This window comes from Klebsiella sp. HMSC09D12 (assembly GCF_001808475.1).
Lineage (GTDB): Bacteria > Pseudomonadota > Gammaproteobacteria > Enterobacterales > Enterobacteriaceae > Klebsiella > Klebsiella oxytoca.
Map to the genome: position 1 here is coordinate 148773 of NZ_KV793474.1, position 15495 is coordinate 164267.

The 15495-nt window shown below is 54.8% G+C and carries 13 protein-coding genes and 1 other RNA gene; 7 read left to right on the plus strand and 7 right to left on the minus strand.

What is annotated here, in order from left to right; translation table 11 throughout:
* Position 1: 1 nt before the first annotated feature.
* Positions 2-379 carry a Fe-S cluster assembly scaffold SufA gene (gene sufA / locus HMPREF3178_RS13380; RefSeq protein ID WP_017145695.1) on the minus strand — a complete coding sequence of 126 codons (378 nt, stop codon included), beginning with the start codon at positions 377-379 and terminating at the stop codon, positions 2-4.
* 537 nt (positions 380-916) lie between these two features.
* On the opposite strand from sufA, the gene iraP reads away from it, so the two are divergent.
* Positions 917-1258: an anti-adapter protein IraP gene (gene iraP, locus HMPREF3178_RS13385; protein ID WP_017145694.1), complete on the plus strand. Its 342-nt coding sequence runs from the start codon at positions 917-919 to the stop codon at positions 1256-1258.
* 651 nt (positions 1259-1909) lie between these two features.
* Complete coding sequence (locus HMPREF3178_RS13390) at positions 1910-2236, plus strand: hypothetical protein (protein WP_017145693.1); 327 nt, start codon at positions 1910-1912, stop codon at positions 2234-2236.
* Positions 2237-2355: 119 nt separating this feature from the next.
* Here the strand turns inward: HMPREF3178_RS13390 and HMPREF3178_RS13395 are convergent, their stop codons facing one another.
* The 3 genes from HMPREF3178_RS13395 to HMPREF3178_RS13405 form a co-directional block, all read right to left on the minus strand.
* Positions 2356-2604 carry a GlsB/YeaQ/YmgE family stress response membrane protein gene (locus tag HMPREF3178_RS13395; protein WP_004102935.1) on the minus strand — a complete coding sequence of 83 codons (249 nt, stop codon included), beginning with the start codon at positions 2602-2604 and terminating at the stop codon, positions 2356-2358.
* Positions 2605-2974: 370 nt separating this feature from the next.
* Positions 2975-3385: a 1,4-dihydroxy-2-naphthoyl-CoA hydrolase gene (gene menI / locus HMPREF3178_RS13400; RefSeq protein WP_004102937.1), complete on the minus strand. Its 411-nt coding sequence runs from the start codon at positions 3383-3385 to the stop codon at positions 2975-2977.
* The gene (locus HMPREF3178_RS13405; RefSeq protein WP_004102939.1) at positions 3382-6438 is read right to left on the minus strand and encodes a D-2-hydroxyglutarate dehydrogenase YdiJ; all 3057 of its coding nucleotides are present in this window, start codon (positions 6436-6438) and stop codon (positions 3382-3384) included. Before HMPREF3178_RS13405 ends, menI begins: the two co-directional genes overlap by 4 nt.
* A 203-nt stretch (positions 6439-6641) precedes the next feature.
* Between HMPREF3178_RS13405 and ydiK the strand changes: the two genes are divergently transcribed.
* Together ydiK and rprA are read left to right on the plus strand one after the other, a co-directional pair.
* Positions 6642-7763, plus strand: a complete 1122-nt coding sequence (gene ydiK / locus HMPREF3178_RS13410; RefSeq protein ID WP_004113594.1) for an AI-2E family transporter YdiK — start codon at positions 6642-6644, stop codon at positions 7761-7763.
* 212 nt (positions 7764-7975) lie between these two features.
* Positions 7976-8083, plus strand: an RNA gene (rprA, locus tag HMPREF3178_RS13415) — antisense sRNA RprA.
* A 74-nt stretch (positions 8084-8157) separates the two neighbouring features.
* Here rprA and ppsA read toward each other — a convergent pair.
* A complete protein-coding gene (gene ppsA / locus HMPREF3178_RS13420; protein ID WP_017145692.1) occupies positions 8158-10536 on the minus strand; it encodes a phosphoenolpyruvate synthase in 2379 nt (792 codons plus the stop codon).
* Between the two features lie 342 nt (positions 10537-10878).
* On the opposite strand from ppsA, the gene HMPREF3178_RS13425 reads away from it, so the two are divergent.
* From HMPREF3178_RS13425 to hemP, 3 genes are all read left to right on the plus strand, one after another.
* Positions 10879-11712, plus strand: coding sequence for a posphoenolpyruvate synthetase regulatory kinase/phosphorylase PpsR (locus HMPREF3178_RS13425; protein WP_017145691.1), 834 nt, complete (start codon positions 10879-10881; stop codon positions 11710-11712).
* A 154-nt stretch (positions 11713-11866) separates the two neighbouring features.
* The gene (aroH, locus tag HMPREF3178_RS13430) at positions 11867-12913 is read left to right on the plus strand and encodes a 3-deoxy-7-phosphoheptulonate synthase AroH (RefSeq protein WP_023321177.1); all 1047 of its coding nucleotides are present in this window, start codon (positions 11867-11869) and stop codon (positions 12911-12913) included.
* A 166-nt stretch (positions 12914-13079) separates the two neighbouring features.
* Positions 13080-13259 (plus strand): hemin uptake protein HemP, encoded by a 180-nt coding sequence (gene hemP, locus HMPREF3178_RS13435; protein WP_160886036.1) that lies wholly within the window; start codon positions 13080-13082, stop codon positions 13257-13259.
* Between the two features lie 34 nt (positions 13260-13293).
* On the opposite strand, the gene selO is transcribed toward hemP, so the two are convergent.
* Positions 13294-14736 (minus strand): protein adenylyltransferase SelO, encoded by a 1443-nt coding sequence (gene selO, locus HMPREF3178_RS13440; RefSeq protein WP_017145689.1) that lies wholly within the window; start codon positions 14734-14736, stop codon positions 13294-13296.
* 252 nt (positions 14737-14988) lie between these two features.
* Positions 14989-15453 (minus strand): NlpC/P60 family protein, encoded by a 465-nt coding sequence (locus tag HMPREF3178_RS13445; RefSeq protein WP_004102948.1) that lies wholly within the window; start codon positions 15451-15453, stop codon positions 14989-14991.
* Positions 15454-15495 lie beyond the last annotated feature (42 nt).

Genomic DNA, 15495 nt, shown 5'->3' on the forward strand with positions numbered 1-15495 from the left:
GTTACTCCGCCTGAACGCCAAAACTTTCGCCGCAGCCGCATTCGTGCTGCGCTTTGGGGTTATGAAATTTAAAAATCTGGTTTAAACCTTCGCGGACGTAGTCGAGCTCGGTGCCATCGATAAACGGCATGGCCTGCAGCGGCGCCCACAGTTTCGCGCCATCGCGCTCAAAAAGCAGATCGTCCTGCTCCGGTTCAGCGATGAGTTCGAGAACGTAGCCAAAGCCGGCGCAGCCGCTGGTTTTAACGCCCAGGCGTAGCCCCTGCTTGTCGGGTTGTTTGCTGACCAGTTCGCGAATATGGGCGGCGGCGGCTGGGGTCATCGCCAGGCCGCGCCAGCTGAAATCTTCGGGATTAAAAGTTCCTGCATGTGAATCCATCGCTCTACCTCATAGGTTGACGCCATCAGGGCATACCCACTATGTTAGTGATAATGATTATCACTTCAACCCATCCGGAGAAGGGGTATTGTCCCCGCTGGCTCATTTCTTGCGCTTTTTATAAGCATAGACCCTGTGCTCGGCGTTTTCAGCCTGCGAATTTCTGTTTTAATATATTGAAAAATAATAAGATATTGACGTTTGGCGCACTTAATTGCAGGCAATGGCAAAGATGTATCGAAAATACCGATTTATAAAATAGGCGCGGGAAAAAGCACTTTTCATCTACTTGCTGGACATTCAATGAGTTACACGCTTCAGGCCGCAACAAGCCAGCGTGCCGGCAGCAAAATCATCTGACAGCACATTGAGATAAAGCCATAGCGACGGATCGCCTGCAACCGATAATGAAAATACCCCACTACCACTGATGATATATTTTCTGGCATATTTATCTTCAATGGATATTTCGCTGATCCTGCAACGAATATAACCAGCGTGATCTTCGGCGTTTAACTCATTGATTTAAGGATTATCATGAATAATGTCATTCTCAGCATCATCGCGAAAATTTCAGCGATGGATGCAGAAAACAAGCAGCTTGCTGCGCAGGTTGAGGCCCAGTCGCTGCTGATAAGCGCATTGATGCTTGCCATTGGCGAGGAAGGAGGGGTCGCGGAGCTGGTTGGGAATGTGACCAAAGCAATTAACTCGGTGCTTGAATCATCGGAAGATATTCTTAAATCCGACGCTGAGCTTCTGCTGACTAAATTTCAGGAGCAAATAGCGCTCACGCAATTGATTAATACCCACGAAGATAAAATTAATCAAGACGCACTCGGCGGCGGAGAGGCAGCCAAAGGCAAACGCGTGGACTAAGCGGAGCCCTGCTCCAGCGAAGTCCTGCCGCCTGTTCGCCGCGTCGGCGTCCACCGTGGCATCGATTGATGCCGCGCTGCGCATAACGAGGCGCGGCGGCCAATAAACGGTATTAATATTTTCTTCACGTGCGTATCCGGCGGGACGATGGCATTTGCCTCCCATTGCCCCTCTGGCTCCCGCGCCGCCTGACGCGCCACCCGACCAATATGCCAAATTGAGACGCTGTTTGCCCCCTCACTAACGCGAATCCATTCATGCAACGAAACCTATTCGTTTTCATTATAAGTGCTGTCATTTCACAGAAATAAAGATTTATTCAGTACCGGCTGGCTCCTGTAGAATGCGCTGCTAAATTTCCTTCATCTTTTCACGCAATGTCGCAACGGCGACCGATCGGGAACCTGTGTTGTACTGAACTATGGATATAGAAACAGATGTCATGTCGATGTGTATGGTCGTCCTGTTAATTATTAGCGTTTTGCTCGATTAACCCCATTTCCCCCTTAAATTTCGTAAGCCTCACCGTCGCCGGACAGGCTTTCACATTCGTGAAGAAATAAGGAGATTCATAGGATTCGCCCGCCGTGGGATTGTTTGCCAAAAGCGTTGCCTCTAAGCTTTTATCGACATACTTATGAGGTAACAAAAATGAAAAAAACTATCATTGCGCTCTTCGCCGTCGTTTCGATTACCGTCACCAGCGCGTTCGCCGCCGATGCAGAGAAAGCCGAAACGCCCTCACCGGCGGCTGAGGCGCATAATGCTGGCCATCCCCCCTTCGAGCTGACTCAGGGTTATGGCCCAATGCCTTTCCCTGTGCCGCCGAAAAAACCGGTTATTTTCTCCGCCACCGTAGCCACCGATAATCCGGTCGAAACGATCAATAAACTCACGCCGCTGATTCCAGCCAGCAAAGCTAAACATTATGAAGTGCGCGTTGAAGTCGTGCCGGTCCCCGATATGCCCGCGCTGTAAGCGCGTATCGTGGTAATAGAATGAAAGAGGGGAAATTAAACACTCGGACATTTTAGAGATATTAAAAAGGCTGCCGACAATGGCGGCAGCCTCTGCACTTTATGGCGTTGCTGGTGCGGTTAGCTTCTGATCTTACGGTAGATGAAGAGTACGACCAGCGCACCAATCACCGCGACGACAAAGCTGCCGAAATTAAAACCGTCGACCCGGCCAAAGCCGAAGAAAGTACTAATCCAACCCCCGACAACTGCACCGATGACACCGAGAATTACGGTAACGATAAACCCGCCGCCGTCTTTCCCCGGCATAATCCACTTGGCTAAAATACCGGCAATAAGCCCAAAAATGATCCATGAAATGATACCCATAGCTAACTCCGTCCTCTTGTTACCTTGTAAATTCTGGTATTAAAAATATTAGCATAAATATTAACGATGTTTGATAAATTTATATTTAACATGGATGAGCTTGTCATATCAAACATAATGGTCTACGCGCTAAAGATGTCGCACAAATAAGCGACCAAAGAATATAAAAGGTAGAAGGCTAATAATCCCTGGTGAGCAGCAAAGTTAAGCCAGGACTTTTCTTATAAAGCGTTAACATTGGGCCTGGTTGAATCTCAATACAAATAACAGTGCAAACCGGCAGCTAGCGGATATAGCGTAGGTACGTTCAGCGGTGATGAAGGATGGCAGGTAATAAGTATTAAGGGGGAAATCTTCCCCCTTAATTGACTTAAATTACGGCTGTGGTCAACCGCGACGAACAGCAAAGACGCCCCTGCTCATCAGTAATGTCGATCTGCCACACCTGGTGACGGGAGCCGACGTGCAGCGCCCGGCACACGCCGCGAACCCTCCCGCTGCGCACCGAACGAATATGGTTGGCATTGACCTCCAGACCGACCACCTTCTGTTCGCCTTCGCTGCACAGGTAGCCCGCCACCGAACCTAACGTTTCCGCTAATACTACCGATGCGCCGCCGTGCAGCAGGCCAAACGGCTGATGGGTACGGCTGTCTACCGGCATGGTCGCGGCGATGGTCTCGTCGGTCATGGCCTCGAAGCGTATATCCAGCAGGCCGACCATGTTCCCGTCGCCCATCGCGTTCAACTGCTCCAGCGTGCTGTGACGTTTCCAAATCATCCCATAATCTCCAGTAGCGCCTGCAGCGGATGGCGTACGCCGCTGCCTTCAATACGCTTCACCTGGCTACGGCAGGAGTAGCCGGTGACCAGACAGCGGTTGCGCGGCAGGCGCTGCATCGCCTGCTGCCAGGAGAGCGCGTAGATGGCCAGCGAATTGGCGTGATTCTTCACTTCATGACCGTAGGTCCCGGCCATACCGCAGCAGCCCACGTTAACGTTTTCCAGCTTCGCGCCAAAGCGTGCGAAGATATCCGCCCACTGCCGGGTAGAAGCGGGAAGCGCCGTCACCTCAGTACAGTGACCAAACAGATACCACGACTCGCCGCCTTGATCCTGCGCTGCGGTTTCCGTCAACGCCTGCGGCAACCATTCATGCACCAGCATCACGCGAAAATCGCCGCGCTTGTCGCCCAGCACCTGGTTGTATTCATCGCGATAGCAGAGCACCAGCGCCGGATCGACACCCACCATCGGCATGCCGAGCTGGGCCACGCGGTTAAGGAAGTCGGCAGTTTTCTGCGCGGTGCGCGCGAATCGCGTCAGAAAGCCCTTAATATGCTGCGCCTTGCCGTTGGGAGAGAACGGCAGCAGCACCGGCTGGTATCCCACTTTCTCGATCAGGCGAACAAAGTCGGCAACCACCTGCGCATCGTAATAGCTGGTGAAGGGATCCTGAACCACCAGCACCCTCTTCGCCCTCTGCTCCGGGCTCAGCGCTTCCAGCTGTTCCAGGGTGGTATTCGCCGAACGGTGGCCGACCATCTGCTGCTTCAACGATGGGACGGAAAGCAGCGGAAGATCAACCATACCAATATGCTTTTCCGATAGCTTGCGCATCCACGGCTGATTGATAAAGAAGTTGAAGGTCTTTGGCGCATGCGCCATCAGCGGCGCGTAGGATTCAACCGTCGCCACCAGGTGGTCGCGAACCGGGCGCAAATAGCGGCTATGGTAAAGCTGCAGGAAACGCGAACGGAACTCCGGAACGTCGATTTTAATCGGACACTGGGTCGAGCAGGCTTTACAGGCCAGACAGCCGGACATCGCCTCTTTAACCTCATGGGAGAAATCGTACTCGCCTTTACGTGCGTGCCAGCTATTGCGGGTACGCTCCACCAGAGTACGCAGGCTGGCGCGTTTTTCCGGCAGATCTTTTTCCAGCTGATTGGGGTCGATGCCGCGGTCCGCCAGCAGGCGCAGCCATTCACGCACCAGCGTTGCCCGCCCTTTCGGCGAGTGAATACGGTGGTTGCTGACCTTCATCGACGGGCACATCGGGCTTTTGGCATCAAAGTTGAAGCACAGGCCATTGCCGTTACACTCCATCGCGCCGCGCCACGAGCTGCGCACGGCGATGGGGATCTGCCGATCGAATGTCCCGCGCTTGACCGCATCCACCTTCATCATCGGCGCATCAACGCCTTCCGGAGGACAGATTTTACCCGGGTTCAGACGGTTATCCGGGTCAAACGCGGCTTTAATTTTGCGCAGTTCGCCGAACAGCTCTTCGCCGAAGAATGCCGGACTGTATTCAGCGCGAAAACCCTTGCCGTGTTCCCCCCACAGCAGACCGCCGTACTTAGCGGTTAACGCGACCACGTCATCGGAGATCCGCTTCATCAGCATCTCTTGCTGCGGGTCACACATATCCAGCGCCGGCCGCACGTGCAGCACGCCGGCATCGACATGACCAAACATACCGTAGCTCAGCCCGTGGCCGTCGAGCAGCTCACGGAATTCAGCAATATAATCGGCCAGGTGTTCCGGCGGCACGCAGGTATCTTCGGCGAAAGGTATCGGTTTGGCGGCCCCTTTGGCATTCCCCAGCAGCCCAACCGCTTTTTTCCGCATCGCGTAGATGCGCTCGACGCCGTCCAGCTCGTGACAAACCTGCCAGCCGATTACGCCCGCCTCGTTGCGCGCTATCAGTTCATCCAGGCGCTGACACAGGGTCGTCACCTGGCCGTCAATCAGTTCGGCGTCATCACCGGCGAACTCGACGATATTCAGCCCCAGCATCTCCTTATCCGCAACGTCGGTAATGAGCTCGCTAACCGAATGCCAGACAATATCCTCCCGCGCCAGATTGAGCACCTTCGAGTCGACCGTTTCGACCGAAAGCGCCTTCGCTTCCACCATAAACGGCGCGTTGCGCAGCGCAGAGTTAAAGGAATCGTACTTAACGTTGACCAGCCGGCGCACTTTCGGCAAACGGGTGATATCCAGCCGCGCTTCGGTAATAAACGCCAGCGTGCCTTCGGAACCGGTCAGGATTCGGGTCAGATCAAATTCGCTCATGTCGTCGTTGAACACGTGGCGCAGATCGTAACCCGTGAGGAAACGGTTAAGTTTCGGGAATTTATCGATAACCAGCTGCCGCTGCGCTTTGCAGCGTTGATATACCGTGCGATAGATCCGCCCGATCGCCGACTGTTCTGCGCCCAGGGTTTCCGCCAGCGCCGCCGGGATTGGCTGAGTGTCAAGAATATCGCCGCCGATCAGCACCGAGCGCACCCCGAGTACGTGATCGGAGGTTTTACCGTAGACCAGCGACCCCTGCCCGGAGGCGTCGGTGTTGATCATCCCGCCAAGCGTGGCGCGGTTGCTGGTCGACAATTCCGGCGCAAAAAAGTAGCCGTACGGTTTAAGAAACTGATTAAGCTGGTCCTTAATGACCCCCGCCTCCACCCGCACCCACCCTTCTTCGGGGTTGATTTCAATAATGCGGTTCATATAGCGGGACATATCGACGATGATCCCGGCGTTCAGCGCCTGGCCATTCGTACCGGTGCCGCCTCCGCGCGGGGTAAAGATCAGCGTTTTAAAGCGCTCTTCCGCTGCCAGTCTTGCCAGCAGAGCCACGTCTGCCGTGGAACGGGGGAATAAAATCGCATCCGGCAACAGCTGATATACACTGTTATCAGTTGCCATCGTTAGCCTGTCGGCGTAGCTGGTGGCGGTATCGCCGGTAAAACCCTGTTGCTCCAGTACCTGCAAAAAATTCAGCACCAGTTGAACGACACCTGGCGCTTGAGAAATCTGTGGGATCATGACGCTCGACCCTGCCTGACTATGTTGTGTTGTAAGTGATTAATCGTTTGCGTGACGCACCCAACTTTTTATCACATTTTTTTCATATGCGCCCGCCAGAATTAAGGGCAAAATCAGGCGCGCGAACTTATTGATATTATTATCAGTACATGGAATTACGCTGCGTCAGCCTTTTGACGCGACTGCAAAGGTAAAATTTCACTATGATTAACCCCAATCAGCCCCGGGATATACCGCAAGTTCTGCTGTCGGTGCTGTTTTTGTCCCTGATTATTATTTCCTGTCTGTGGGTCGTTCAGCCATTTATTCTGTCATTTGCGTGGGCCGGTACGGTGGTCATCGCGACCTGGCCGGTACTTTTGCGTCTGCAGAGCCTGCTTTTCGGCAAACGCTCTCTGGCCGTACTGGTAATGACGCTGCTGCTTTTTTTACTCTTCGTTATTCCTATTGCGCTACTGGTCAATAGTCTGGTGGACAACAGCGTGCCATTAATAAAAGTGGTGACCAGCGGCAACTTTACCCCGCCGGATCTGGCGTGGCTGAATACGGTTCCGCTGATCGGCGATAAGCTGTACACCGGCTGGCATAATTTGCTGGAGATGGGGGGCACGGCGATTATGACTAAAATTCGCCCTTATCTCGGCACCACCACCACCTGGTTTGTTGGTCAGGCGGCGCATATCGGCAAGCTGCTGGTCTACTGCGGTCTTATGCTACTGTTTAGCGCGCTGCTGTACTGGCGCGGTGAACAGGTCGCCTATGGTTTCCGCCACTTCGCTACCCGTCTGGCCGCCAAACGCGGCGACGCGGCGGTGATCCTCGCCGGTCAGGCAATTCGCGCCGTGGCGCTGGGAGTGGTCGTGACGGCCCTGGCCCAGGCGGTGCTCGGCGGTATTGGTCTCGCGGTCAGCGGCGTGCCCTACGCGGCGCTGCTCACCGTGGTGATGATTTTTACCTGTCTTGTCCAGCTGGGGCCTTTGCTGGTTCTGGTGCCGTCAATTATCTGGCTCTACTGGAGCGGCGATACCACCTGGGGTACCGTATTGCTGGTGTGGAGCTGCGTAGTGGGCACCATGGACAATTTTATCCGGCCGCTATTGATTCGTATGGGCGCCGACCTGCCGATGATTCTGATCCTTTCCGGCGTTATCGGCGGTCTGGTGGCGTTCGGCATGATTGGCCTGTTTATCGGGCCGGTTCTGCTGGCGGTCTCCTGGCGACTATACGACGCGTGGGTTAACGAAGCGCCGCCGCCGCCGAAAGATCCCGATCTGGTGCTTGAGGAGCTTAGCGAGCTCAATACCCGAGCCTCGCAGGATAAATAAGTCAACGGGCGGGGAAACCCGCCTTTTGCCATTGCACCTCGACCGCTGTCGGGCACACCGCCCTCAAATATTAAGAAACACTAATATATTCCTCACAACAGTCCGCATTCCTCTGCCCACTAACCACATTTGCTTCGCAGATTCTTTACCTTAATTTAACTATTGAGAGGAATCCGATCGACGCAAAAAGCCTCAGTGCCTAGTATTAGCTCACGGTTATAAATCAATGCCTTGATTTATAAGCATGGAAATCCCCTGAGTGAAACAACGAATTGCTGTGTGTAGTCTTTGCCCATCTCCCACGATGGGCTTTTTTTTGCCCGTACGCTGACGGCTGAAACAAAAAATCCCCGCCATTGCTGACGGGGATTGCGCATTTTGTTTAGCGAAAAACTTACTTATTCAGCTCCGCCAGGCCAAGCCAGGTTTGCACCACGGTATCCGGATTGAGGGAAAGGCTATCAATTCCCTCTTCCATCAGCCAGGCGGCAAAATCTTCATGGTCTGACGGACCCTGCCCGCAGATACCGACGTATTTACCCTGTTTCTTCGCCGCGCGGATAGCCATCGACAGCAGCGCTTTCACCGCGTCGTTACGCTCATCGAACAGCTCGGAGACCACGCCGGAGTCGCGATCCAGACCCAGCGCCAGCTGCGTCATATCGTTGGAACCAATGGAGAAACCGTCGAAGTATTCGAGGAACTGCTCAGCCAGCAGCGCATTCGATGGGATTTCACACATCATAATCAGCTTGAGGCCGTTCTCGCCGCGCTTGAGGCCCTGGCGCGCCAGCTCTTCAACCACCGCTTTTGCCTGCGCGACGGTACGAACAAACGGCACCATGATTTCGACGTTGGTCAGGCCCATATCGTTACGCACGCGTTTCACTGCTTCACACTCCAGCGCGAAGCAGTCACGGAAGCTTTCGGAGACATAGCGGCCGGCCCCGCGGAAGCCCAGCATCGGGTTTTCTTCTTCCGGCTCATAACGCTCGCCGCCGACCAGGTTGGCGTATTCGTTAGATTTGAAGTCGGAAAGGCGCACGATGACCCGTTTCGGGAAAAATGCCGCGCCAAGCGTCGAAATACCCTCGGTCAGGCGACCGACGTAAAACTCTCTCGGCGAGTCGTAACCTTTCATCAGCTCGCGGATTTCGTTCTGCAGACCCGGTTCCTGATCGTCAAACTCCAGCAGCGCGCGCGGGTGAACGCCGATCATCCGGTTGATAATAAACTCCAGACGCGCCAGGCCCACGCCTTCGTTCGGCAGGCAGGCAAAGTCGAAAGCCCGGTCCGGGTTACCGACGTTCATCATAATTTTCAGCGGCAGATCTGGCATATCGCCGACGGTGGAACTCTTGACGCTGAAGTCAAGAATTTCGGCATAGACGTAGCCGGTATCGCCCTCGGCGCAGGAGACGGTTACATTCTGGTTTTCCTGGATGCGATCGGTGGCGTTGCCGCAGCCCACTACCGCCGGGATCCCCAGCTCACGCGCGATAATCGCCGCATGACAGGTCCGCCCGCCGCGGTTGGTGACGATCGCCGCCGCTTTTTTCATGATCGGTTCCCAGTCCGGGTCGGTCATGTCGGTCACGAGAACGTCGCCGGGCTCGATACGGTTCATTTCGCTGATATCATGAATGACTTTCACCGGACCCGCGCCGATGCGGTGGCCGATCGCGCGCCCTTCCGAAATAATCTGCCCTTGCGCATGGAGGGTATAACGCTCCATCACCTGGCCGCGCGAACGGACGGTTTCCGGACGCGCCTGGACGATAAACAGCTTACCGGTATGGCCATCTTTCGCCCATTCGATATCCATCGGGCGGTTGTAGTGCTTCTCGATTTGCACCGCCTGCTGGGCCAGCTCCTGCACTTCCGCGTCGGCCAACGAGAAAACGTCGCGCTGCGCCTGCGGCACGTCTTCGATACGCACCTGCTTGCCGTGCTCCTGAGTTGGAGCATAAACCATGCGGATCTTCTTCGACCCCATGGTGCGGCGAACAATCGCCGGCCGTCCCGCTTCCAGCGTCGGTTTATGGACGTAGAACTCATCGGGGTTCACCGCCCCCTGCACCACCATCTCGCCAAGCCCCCAGGCGGAGGTGATAAACACCACCTGATCGAATCCGGATTCGGTATCGATGGAGAACATTACGCCGGATGATGCCAGATCGGAGCGCACCATCCGCTGTACCCCGGCGGATAGAGCCACGCCGCGGTGATCGTAACCCTGATGCACGCGATAGGAAATGGCGCGATCGTTAAACAGCGAAGCAAACACGTGCTTCACCGCGACGAGCACGGCGTCAAAGCCCTGCACGTTAAGGAATGTCTCTTGCTGACCGGCGAAGGAGGCATCCGGCATATCTTCCGCCGTTGCGGAGGAGCGCACGGCAAAGGAGGCCTCAGCGTCATCGGCGGACAGCTGGGTATACGCGTCGCGAATCGCATTTTCCAGTTCGCTCTGGAACGGCGTATCAATGATCCACTGACGGATCTGCGCGCCCGCTTTCGCTAATGCGGAAACGTCGTCAATGTCGGTTTCATCCAGCAGTTCATAGATGCGCTGGTTCACGCCGCTTTGGTCCAAAAACTGATTAAAAGCATCAGCGGTGGTGGCAAACCCGTTCGGTACGGACACACCCATACCTGACAGATTTGTAATCATTTCACCAAGGGAGGCATTTTTGCCCCCAACCCTGTCTACATCATTCATGCCGAGTTGGTTATACCAAAGCACCAGCGGTGACGAGCCATTGTTGGACATCGAGACAATCCTTTTGTGATTTAATACCAGTGATAAATAATTCACGATCGACTACGGGATTTATCCTGACATAATTATGCCGTTGAAAAAAACGGTGAATCGTTCAAGCAAATTATTTTTTCGTTTTTAGGATTCTTTTCCGGATATAGCTAAGCCAATGATTCTTCTAAAATCTGATGAAATTTGATACAAAAGATACGCAGTTGCGAAAAATGAACCAACCTTTTCATTAAAAATAAAAATAGCGTTTCACTTTTTAAATTTGAGACAAAGCCTGGAGTGATATGCTTAAATTTAATATCTGCTTTCAGCTAATTAAACTCTTTATACCGGATGGTCAAAATGGAAAGTGCTGTAGATCGCCACGTATTTTATATTTCCGACGGTACCGCTATTACGGCGGAAGTTCTGGGTCATGCGGTCATGTCGCAATTCCCGGTAGCCACCAGCAGCGTAACCCTGCCGTTTGTCGAAAATATCAGCCGCGCGCGCGCCGTGAAGGAACAAATTGACGCCATCTTCCAGCAGACCGGTATTCGACCGCTGGTGTTCTATTCCATCGTGCTGCCGGAGATCCGCGAGATCATCGTGCAAAGCGAAGGCTTTTGTCAGGATATTGTTCAGGCGCTGGTGGCCCCCCTGCAGCAGGAGCTACGCCTGGACCCGACGCCAATCGCTCACCGCACCCACGGCCTGACCCCGGGTAATTTGAACAAATACGACGCGCGTATCGCCGCTATCGACTACACCCTTGCTCATGATGACGGGATTTCGCTGCGCAACCTCGATCAGGCCCAGGTGATCCTCCTCGGCGTTTCGCGCTGCGGGAAAACGCCTACCAGCCTGTACCTGGCGATGCAGTACGGTATCCGCGCCGCCAACTACCCGTTTATCGCCGATGATATGGACAATCTGATTCTACCGGCATCGCTTAAGCCGCTCCAGCACAAACTATTCGGCTTAACTATCAATCCGGAGCGGCTGGCGGCCATCCGTGAAGAGCGACGGGAAAACAGCCGCTATGCTTCTATGCGCCAGTGCCGGATGGAAGTCACCGAAGTTGAAGCGCTGTATCGCAAAAATAAAATCCCTTGCCTGAACAGTACCAATTACTCTGTTGAAGAGATCGCCACCAAAATTATGGATATTATGGGGCTAAGCCGCAGAATGTACTAACACACTAGTACGATATCAAAAATTTGTTTATGCTATCACCCGTGGCCTATACAGGATCATGCCCTGCTCTTGCAATAAGCAGGGATTGGTTTATCGTGATGCGCATCACTTCCCGGCATTTTCGCCGCGGAAGAAACAGATTTTTGAGACCCCAATGAATAAAACAGACGAATTGCGTACCGCGCGCATTGAAAGCCTGGTAACGCCCGCGGAACTGGCGCAACGGCACCCCGTGTCCCCCGATGTTGCCGCCCACGTTTCTGCTTCGCGCCGCCGAATCGAAAAAATTCTCAACGGTGAAGATCGCCGCCTGCTTGTAGTGATCGGTCCCTGTTCCATTCACGATACTGATGCGGCGATGGAGTATGCGCGCAGACTGCAGGGTATGCGCGAACGCTATCAGCCGCAGCTGGAAATCGTGATGCGCACCTATTTTGAGAAGCCCCGTACGGTGGTTGGCTGGAAGGGGCTGATCTCCGACCCCGACCTGAACGGCAGCTACCGGGTGAATCACGGCCTTGAACTGGCGCGTAGCCTGCTGCTGCAGGTGAACGAGCTCGGCGTCCCCACCGCTACCGAGTTTCTCGATATGGTGACCGGACAGTTTATTGCCGATTTGATTAGCTGGGGCGCTATCGGCGCGCGTACAACCGAAAGCCAAATCCATCGCGAAATGGCCTCTGCGCTCTCATGCCCGGTGGGCTTTAAAAACGGTACCGATGGTAATACCCGTATCGCCGTTGATGCCATCCGCGCTTCCCGCGCCAGCCATATGTTCCTGTCGCCGGATAAGCAGGGCCAGATGACCATCTATCAGACCAGCGGGAATCCGTACGGCCATATTATTATGCGCGGTGGTAAAAAACCGAATTACCACGCTGCCGACATCGCCGCCGCCGGAGAAGCGCTGGCAGAGTTCGACCTGCCGGAACAACTGGTGGTGGATTTTAGCCACGGTAATTGCCAGAAACAGCATCGCCGTCAGCTGGAAGTTTGCGCCGATATATGTCAGCAGATCCGCGCGGGCTCGAACGCAATCGCCGGAATCATGGCCGAAAGCTTCCTTAAGGAAGGTACGCAAAAGGTCGTTGCCGGCCAGCCGCTGACCTGGGGACAATCGATTACCGATCCCTGCTTGAGTTGGGAAGACAGCGAACGGCTGCTGGATGAATTAGCCGCCGCAACCGCCACCCGCCTCTAGTCCCCTTCCCCGTCGCGATCGCGGCGGGGAGATTTTTCTCGCCAATGTCCGGCCGGATACCTGCTAAATCTGGTAAAGCGTTAAATAAAGCTTGCCGTCAAAAACAACATTATTGATAATGATTATCATTGTTGCCTTGATTTTTATTTTTAGTGCTATGACGCGTATGGATAACACTGCCACAGCAGAAAAAACAAAAGACAATGCCCCGTATCCCGTTCCGACGGACAAAGAGATAAGCAGCCGGACATTATTAGGCAGCGAAGGACGGGTAGTGATTGAACATGGCGGTCAGCGCTATCTGCTGCGTCAGACTCATTCGGGCAAGCTGATCCTGACCAAATAATGCTCCCCGCCGGAAGAGGCAGGGAGAATGGTGATTAGCTCGAGCAGCTCACTTCAAGGCGCTTTCCCCAGTCCGGAGGACGCTGGCTATACTCATCCGTGCGATCGACAAAGGGCTGAGAAAGTGCGCTATGCAGACGTTCCAGTTCACGCATATCCCCCTGCTCTGCCTGCTCAATGGCTCGTTGAGCCAGCCAGTTGCGCAGCACGATAGCCGGATTCACGCTGCGCATTTGCGCCTGCCTTTGCGCATCGTCAATCTGTTCATCGCGCAGGCGCGCGCGATAAGCGGCAAACCAGCTATCGAACCTCTCACGATCAATAAATTCGTCGCGCAGCGGCGTGGCGGCGCGCTCCTGCTCGCTAAGGCTTAGCATCCGGAAGGTCCGCGTATAGTCGCTGCCCTCGCGCTCCATCAGAGAAAACAGGCCGTCCAGCAGCTCGTTATCCCCTTTTTGCTGGGTCAATAATCCCAGCTTGTCGCGCATACGCCGGCCATATGCCGTCAGCAGCGCGTGCTGGTAGTCATCCAGTGCGCCGTTCAGCGCTTCCGCGCTGATAAACGGCGAGAGCGCTTGCGCCAGGCGCTGCAGATTCCATAGTCCTACCGCCGGCTGATGATCAAAGCTATAGCGCCCCTGATAGTCGGAATGATTGCAGATAAAGCCAGGCTGAAAATCATCAAGGAAGCCGTACGGGCCGTAATCCATCGTCAGTCCGAGGATCGACATATTATCGGTATTCATCACCCCGTGGGCGAAGCCGACCGTTTGCCAGCTGGCAATCATCTCCGCGGTTCGGGTGACAACATCCCTGAACCACACAATGTATTTATCCGCTTCATTTTGCAGATGAGGCCAGTGGTGGCGAATCACATAATCCGCCAGCAGCTGTACTTTTTGCGGCTCGCGGCGATAGTAAAAGTGCTCAAAATGGCCAAAACGCACGTGGCTTTCCGCCAGGCGCATCAGCATTGCCCCTTGCTCGACGGTTTCGCGGTACACCGGCGTATCGCTGGCGACCATTGCCAGAGCGCGGGTGGTGGGAATACCCAGCGCATGCATCGCTTCCGAGGCCAGCCCTTCGCGGATCGTTGAGCGCAGCACCGCCCGCCCGTCTCCCATGCGCGAATAGGGTGTCAGCCCGGCGCCCTTCAGGTGCCAGTCAACGCGGCGGCCATCGGCCAACTGCTGTTCGCCAAGCAGAATACCGCGCCCGTCGCCGAGCTGTCCGGCCCACGAGCCGAACTGGTGGCCGCTGTAGACCTGCGCCAGCGGCGACATTCCCGGCAGCAGCGCTTCGCCGCCCCATACGCCAGCGCCCTTGTCCAGGTTAAACAACGACTCGGGAATGCCCAGCTCTTGCGCCAGCGGCGCGTTATGCCAGACAAGGCGCGCGTTCTCCAGCGGCGTGGGGGATAATGCAGTGTAAAAATCCGGCAGTTCATCACGCCAGTGGGTAGTAAAAGACAGGGTCATGTTTCCTCCTGCCTTCAGTGTAGTGCCTTCAACAAATTATTAACACGGGGCGAGTGCGGGGTTATTGCAATAATAAGCCGCACGGGGATTTAGCACGCTTCTGCCATCGCCCGGTAGCGTACCGGGAAGAGACGCGGATCGGCTGGTCTAATTTGGGGGGGGATAGCTGAATCGGCAAGCATGGAGCGCTATCTCTCAGCCGCTTTGCCATGATGAGCAGGGAGACAGGGGCTCCCTGCTCATTAGCTAACGTTAGATCCTGCGCGCCTGCCAGAAATTTTTATGCCAGTAGACATTATCCAGCGATGAACGCGTGACGCCCTGGCTGGTGGAAGCATGAATAAACTGGTTATCCGTGTCGTAAATACCGACGTGCAGACCGCTCTCGCCGGATCCGGTTTTAAAGAAGACCAGATCGCCGGGCAGCAGTTCGCTCTTATCGATTTTAGTGCCGATTTCCGCCTGTTCGCGGGTTTCGCGCGGCAGCTGTAACGCAAATTTATCGCGAAACGTCATCAGCACGAACCCCGAGCAATCAACGCCGCGCGGCGACATTCCGCCGTAGCGATACGGCGCTCCCCGCCAGTTCCTTAACTGCTCATTCAGGTTGGCAACGACGGTAATCGAATCAGCCAGCCGCGGATTTGGCGGCGGTGCACGGTGACTGCTACAACCCGCGAGAAATAACGCAACGCACAAAACGAGCCAGAAACGCATCTCAGACGAATCCTCTGTTCCCTATCCGGTTATCGGAATAAT

What these genes read in the sequence shown, in the direction of transcription:
- iraP (WP_017145694.1), top strand. Translation starts at nt 917, where the DNA reads ATGAATAATGTCATTCTCAGCATCATCGCGAAAATTTCAGCGATGGAT.
- hemP (WP_160886036.1), top strand. Translation starts at nt 13,080, where the DNA reads ATGGATAACACTGCCACAGCAGAAAAAACAAAAGACAATGCCCCGTAT.
- HMPREF3178_RS13425 (WP_017145691.1), top strand. Translation starts at nt 10,879, where the DNA reads ATGGAAAGTGCTGTAGATCGCCACGTATTTTATATTTCCGACGGTACC.
- HMPREF3178_RS13390 (WP_017145693.1), top strand. Translation starts at nt 1,910, where the DNA reads ATGAAAAAAACTATCATTGCGCTCTTCGCCGTCGTTTCGATTACCGTC.
- sufA (WP_017145695.1), bottom strand. Translation starts at nt 379, where the DNA reads ATGGATTCACATGCAGGAACTTTTAATCCCGAAGATTTCAGCTGGCGC.
- ydiK (WP_004113594.1), top strand. Translation starts at nt 6,642, where the DNA reads ATGATTAACCCCAATCAGCCCCGGGATATACCGCAAGTTCTGCTGTCG.
- ppsA (WP_017145692.1), bottom strand. Translation starts at nt 10,536, where the DNA reads ATGTCCAACAATGGCTCGTCACCGCTGGTGCTTTGGTATAACCAACTC.
- HMPREF3178_RS13445 (WP_004102948.1), bottom strand. Translation starts at nt 15,453, where the DNA reads ATGCGTTTCTGGCTCGTTTTGTGCGTTGCGTTATTTCTCGCGGGTTGT.
- selO (WP_017145689.1), bottom strand. Translation starts at nt 14,736, where the DNA reads ATGACCCTGTCTTTTACTACCCACTGGCGTGATGAACTGCCGGATTTT.
- HMPREF3178_RS13395 (WP_004102935.1), bottom strand. Translation starts at nt 2,604, where the DNA reads ATGGGTATCATTTCATGGATCATTTTTGGGCTTATTGCCGGTATTTTA.
- menI (WP_004102937.1), bottom strand. Translation starts at nt 3,385, where the DNA reads ATGATTTGGAAACGTCACAGCACGCTGGAGCAGTTGAACGCGATGGGC.
- HMPREF3178_RS13405 (WP_004102939.1), bottom strand. Translation starts at nt 6,438, where the DNA reads ATGATCCCACAGATTTCTCAAGCGCCAGGTGTCGTTCAACTGGTGCTG.
- aroH (WP_023321177.1), top strand. Translation starts at nt 11,867, where the DNA reads ATGAATAAAACAGACGAATTGCGTACCGCGCGCATTGAAAGCCTGGTA.